1 protein-coding gene is annotated in these 461 nt (G+C 77.9%); it reads right to left on the bottom strand.

Annotated features, from left to right (window positions below):
* Positions 1-461 (bottom strand): nitrate- and nitrite sensing domain-containing protein (locus FV222_RS28970; RefSeq protein ID WP_147816544.1); only part of this gene is annotated, 461 nt, incomplete at both ends.

Here is a 461-nt window from a genome sequence, read left to right as displayed (position 1 = left end):
GCCGACATCCGCTCCTGGACCGCGCGGCTGCGGCGGCGCTCGGCGACGTTCTCGCGGAATTCGACGGCGGCGGCCGCGATGGCGCGGACCTCGTTCGGGCCGCCCTGCGGGATCTCGACGGAGTCGTCGCCGCGGCCGATGGCGGTGAGCGCCCGCGACATCCGGGTCAGCGGCCGGGCCACCGCGGTGCCGAGGGCGAAGGCGAGGGCGCCCGACAGCAGGAAGATCGCGAGCGCCGCCCCCGACCAGATCGCCAGCGCCCGCTCGGCCATCGCGCGGACGCCGCCGGCCTCCGCGGTGAGGTCGGCGGTGAGGCGGTCCTCGACCGCCTTGAGGCCGTCGATGCGCTGGGTCGCGAGGCGGAACCAGAGCGGGGCGTCGCGGAAGGCCAGCGGCTCGCCGGGCATGGTGTCGAGGGCGGCCTTGCGCAGGCGCGCCACCTCCTGCGCCGGGGCGGAGGC

The organism is Methylobacterium sp. WL103 (assembly GCF_008039885.1).
Classification (GTDB): Bacteria; Pseudomonadota; Alphaproteobacteria; order Rhizobiales; family Beijerinckiaceae; genus Methylobacterium; species Methylobacterium cerastii.
The sequence above is the reverse complement of the archived record's forward strand: the minus strand, read 5'-3'. Positions and strand labels throughout refer to the sequence as shown.